Annotated in this window: 5 protein-coding genes and 1 pseudogene; 4 read left to right on the top strand and 2 right to left on the bottom strand. The window is 72.2% G+C overall.

The annotated features are described in order from the left end of the window. A partial coding sequence (locus EGM46_RS14785) for a transcriptional regulator (protein ID WP_164512925.1) occupies positions 1-198 on the top strand: 198 nt, incomplete at its 5' end. Between the two features lie 78 nt (positions 199-276). Here EGM46_RS14785 and EGM46_RS14410 read toward each other — a convergent pair. Together EGM46_RS14410 and EGM46_RS14405 are read right to left on the bottom strand one after the other, a co-directional pair. Then, a complete protein-coding gene (locus tag EGM46_RS14410; protein WP_125100813.1) occupies positions 277-495 on the bottom strand; it encodes an FmdB family zinc ribbon protein in 219 nt (72 codons plus the stop codon). Positions 496-506: 11 nt separating this feature from the next. Beyond that, positions 507-1124 (bottom strand): 5-formyltetrahydrofolate cyclo-ligase, encoded by a 618-nt coding sequence (locus EGM46_RS14405; RefSeq protein WP_125100812.1) that lies wholly within the window; start codon positions 1122-1124, stop codon positions 507-509. Positions 1125-1202: 78 nt separating this feature from the next. Between EGM46_RS14405 and EGM46_RS14400 the strand changes: the two genes are divergently transcribed. From EGM46_RS14400 to EGM46_RS14390, 3 genes and pseudogenes are all read left to right on the top strand, one after another. Continuing rightward, entirely contained in the window at positions 1203-2117 is a 915-nt protein-coding gene (locus EGM46_RS14400) for a UTP--glucose-1-phosphate uridylyltransferase (RefSeq protein ID WP_125100811.1), read from the top strand. Between the two features lie 9 nt (positions 2118-2126). Then, on the top strand, positions 2127-2795 hold the full coding sequence (locus EGM46_RS14395) for a GNAT family N-acetyltransferase (RefSeq protein WP_206427598.1): 669 nt from the start codon (positions 2127-2129) through the stop codon (positions 2793-2795). A 69-nt stretch (positions 2796-2864) separates the two neighbouring features. Then, positions 2865-3246 (top strand): annotated as a pseudogene (locus EGM46_RS14390) (hypothetical protein); the annotation flags it as partial.

The following is a 3246-nucleotide window of genomic DNA, read 5'->3' as shown; positions in this document are numbered from 1 at the left end:
CGCCCGCCGCGCCGCTCGCGTCGCGTGCAGCGGCCGGCCCCGGCCGGCGTGGACCCCCGGCCGTCCGAGCACGCACTCACCGCGCGTGCCGGTGAGGATCGGGCCGAGGGCTGGGACGGCGCGCAGGGGGAGTCGGGGTCAGCCGAGCAGGCCAATGAGGCGCGCCTGAAGCGTGACCGCCCGCCCCACTGGGGCTGATCCCGATCGAGAAGTGGCAAACCGCCCCTTCACGCGTGTGAAGGGGCGGTTTGCCACGTTTCAGTAGGGGCCTAGGGGCTAGGAGCTCGAGCCCGAGGAGCTCGAGCCCGAGGAACCCGCACGCGAGTCCGTGCGGTAGAAGCCCGAGCCGTTGAAGGTCACGCCGAGCGAGGAGCCGAAGACCTTGCGCAGCGCGCCGCCGCACTCGGGGCACTCGGTGAGCGCATCATCCGAGAACGACTGGTAGATGTCGAATGCGTGGCCGCAGTCGGCACACCGGTAAGCGTAGGTAGGCACAGTGAGTGAGTTTACCCCGTTCCGGCTGCGAAGCGGCGCACGCCGGCGGGCGTGACCACCCCGGTGACCGGGACATCGTGCGCGTCGCGCGGCAGCGCAGCCACGAGATCCTCGTCGAACACCACCGCGTACACGGGTGGGACTCGATCCAGCGCAGCGAGACAGCGGTCGTAATAGCCGAGCCCCCAGCCGAGCCGCGTGCCCGCGCGGTCCACCGAGCACGCGGGGATCAACATGAGGTCGGCCGTGCCCGCTGCGGTCGCGGGCAGCCGCGGGCCGACCGGTTCCCGGATGCCGTGCCGCCCGGGCACCGGCTCACCCTGCCCGGCGAGCGCCCAAGCCAGGGTGTGGCCAGGCAGCGAGACCGGCAGCAGCACCTCGACGCGGTGCTCCGCCGCCCAGCGCAGAAACGGCTCGGTGCCCGGCTCCTCGGCGGCCGCCAGGTAACACGTGACCCGCAGCGCGTCCGCGGCCTCCACCAGCCGGATCAGGTGCGCCGAGAGCGCGTTGGCTCCAAGATCCCGATCAGTTTGGGATCGCTCAGCCCGGTGCGCGCGCACTGCCGACCGCACGCGGCGTTTCGCGGCGTCACGGGCCCGCGGCGTGGAGCTGCTGGGCGTAGGGGGCATAGCAGCACCCTACTCTCCCTCCTGAATCGCGGGCGGTCTAGCTTTGAGTGTGCCGCTGCCGACATTAGGCTGGCCTGTATGACTGAAACGCAGCGCGCCGTTACGAAGGCCGTCGTCCCCGCAGCGGGCCTCGGCACCCGCTTCCTCCCGGCGACGAAGGCGATGCCCAAGGAGATGCTCCCAATCGTCGACAAGCCGGCGATCCAGTACGTCGTCGAGGAGGCGGCGTCCGCCGGGCTCGGCGACGTGCTCATCATCACGGGCCGCAACAAGGACAACCTGGTCAACCACTTCGATAGTGTGCCCGAGCTCGAGTACTCGCTGGAGCGCAAGGGCGACGAGGGCAAGCTCGGCAAGGTGCACGAGTCGAGCGAGCTCGCCGAGGTGTACTTCCTGCGCCAGGGGCAGCCGCTCGGTCTCGGCCACGCGGTCGGCCGCGCGCGCGGGCACGTCGGCGACGAGTCGTTCGCGGTGCTGCTCGGTGACGACCTCATCGACGCACGCGACCCGCTGCTCGACCGCATGATCGCCGAGCACGACGCGCGCGGTGCGACGGTCATCGCGCTCATGGAGGTGCCGCAGGAGTCGATCCACCTCTACGGCTGCGCCGCGGTCGAGGCCACCGACGACGCCGACGTGGTGCGCGTCACCGGCCTCGTGGAGAAGCCTGCCGCCGCAGACGCGCCCTCGAACCTCGCCGTGATCGGGCGCTACGTGCTGCGGCCCGAGATCTTCGACATCCTCGACGAGCTGCCCCCTGGGCGCGGCGGCGAGATCCAGCTCACGGACGCGCTCAACCAGCTCGCCGAGGGCAAGGGAGAGGCGCCGGTCTATGGCGTGATCTTCCGCGGCCGCCGCTACGACACCGGCGACCGCGCCGACTGGATCAAGGCGAACGTGCTGCTCGGCGTCGATCACGATGAGCTCGGAGACGAGATCAGCGACTGGGTGATCGACTTCGCTGAGCAGCTGCGCACCCGCCGCGAGAGCTAGCAGCCGGTCGTGCCGCTCGGCCACGCCATCGCCGACCCGGGCCTGTTGAGCGCCGGGCGCGTGGCACTGCGCGTGGTGCGCGGCGGCGACGCCGCCCCGCTGCAGCGCCTGCTGCGCGACAACCGCGAGTGGCTGCAGCCGTGGGAGGCGACCCACCCGAGCGGCCGCAGCGTGGTGCCGGGCTCGGTGCCGATGCGCCCAACGATCCGCCTGCAGCGGCGGCAGCTACGCGCGGGGAGCGGCGTGCCGTTCGTGGTGCTCTGCGACGGCGAGATCGTCGGGCAGCTCAGCATCGCCGAGCTGAGCGGCGGTGCGCTGCAGTCCTCGCAGATCGGGTACTGGGTGTCGCAGCACGTCGCCGGGCGCGGGATCGCGCCGACCGCCGTCGCCCTCGCGATGGACTACATCTTCGGGCAGCTCGGCCTGCACCGCGTGGAGATCTGCATCAGGCCGGAGAACGCGGCCTCGCTGCGCGTGGTGCAGAAGCTCGGGCTCCGCTTCGAGGGGCGACGGCAGGACTACATCCACATCGACGGTGCGTGGCGGGATCACNGGCAGGACTACATCCACATCGACGGTGCGTGGCGGGATCACGAGTGCTACGTCGCGACGCGCGACGACGGCCCGATCCTCGGCCGGCTGCCGGAGGTGCCGGGGGTGCCGGGGGTGACGCGCTAGCCGCGCGAAAGCACCGCGCCGCGGCGCGCCGGGGCGCACGACCCCTGGCGGCACCGTACAGTAATGCACATGACAGGCGGCGTACTCGGTGGTGGCGTGATCTTCCTGATTGCTGCCCTGCTGTGGGCTGCCGTGCTCGTGCCGGCGTGGACGCGCCGCCGCGAGTTCCGCGCCGCTGAGCGCAACGCGCTCCGGCTCCAGCGCACCCTCCGCATCCTCGCAGAGACGAGCGAGGTGCCCCAGGAGGTGCGCCTCGAAGCGACCGCCCGCGAGGCGCTGGCGCACGAAAAGCTCCTCCGCACCGCGCAGCGGCAGCAGGAAGCCGAGCGCGAAGCGGAGCTCGCGGAGGCCCGCGCCGCGTCGGTGCGCGCGGAGATCCGCGCCCAGCAGATGCGCCGCCGCCAGGCCACCGCGCAGCGCGCGGCGAAGCTGCGCCGCCCGGCGGTGCGCC

The sequence above is a fragment of the Leucobacter chromiireducens genome (assembly GCF_003917135.1).
Classification (GTDB): Bacteria; Actinomycetota; Actinomycetes; order Actinomycetales; family Microbacteriaceae; genus Leucobacter; species Leucobacter chromiireducens_A.
Note: the sequence above shows the minus strand (reverse complement) of the source record. Positions and strands in the feature narration are given on the sequence as shown.